The organism is Clostridium sp. CTA-6 (genome assembly GCF_054768115.1).
The window spans coordinates 1-537 of the sequence record NZ_BAAAAU010000035.1 but is presented as its reverse complement, the minus strand read 5'-3'; the positions used below and the strand labels follow the sequence as shown (position 1 = coordinate 537).

Below are 537 nucleotides of genomic sequence, written 5' to 3'. Positions count from 1 at the left end.
GTGTCTCTACCGTGAATGTTTTCTCTACTCTTCCATCCATACTTGTGTTACTATATTTATCCTTTACATTTACTGCTATTACATATTGTCCATTTTTACTTGGTGTCCAATTTGCATATCTGTCTTCTTTATAGTCTCTTATCTTTGTCCAAACTCCTGTTGATATATCTTTAACCCAAAATTCATATAATACTCCATTTGGACTGCTTGCATATCCCTTTATTGTATATGTTTTTCCTGATGCTAGCTTTCCATTTGTTATATATTGATCTCCTAACATTATATCGTAGGTTTGTATTGTGGCTTTCCCTGATAAAGGTACTGATAATGCTTTTGTTTCTTTATATGTATTATTAGTTAATGTATTATTTTCTTCATTTTTTAATACATTATCTTGTATTGTCTGTTCCTGTTGATTTTTAACATATATTTTTAAACTTTTCTCTTCTTTATTATCATTTTCATCTATAGCTACAATTTTTAGTAGGTATTCTCCATTTTTAATATTCGACATATCTTTTTTATATTCAAAATTAG

At 27.7% G+C, this 537-nt stretch carries 1 protein-coding gene; it reads right to left on the bottom strand.

From position 1 onward, the window contains the following. A partial coding sequence (locus tag ACYUDJ_RS21350) for a triple tyrosine motif-containing protein (RefSeq protein ID WP_460290031.1) occupies positions 1-537 on the bottom strand: 537 nt, incomplete at both ends.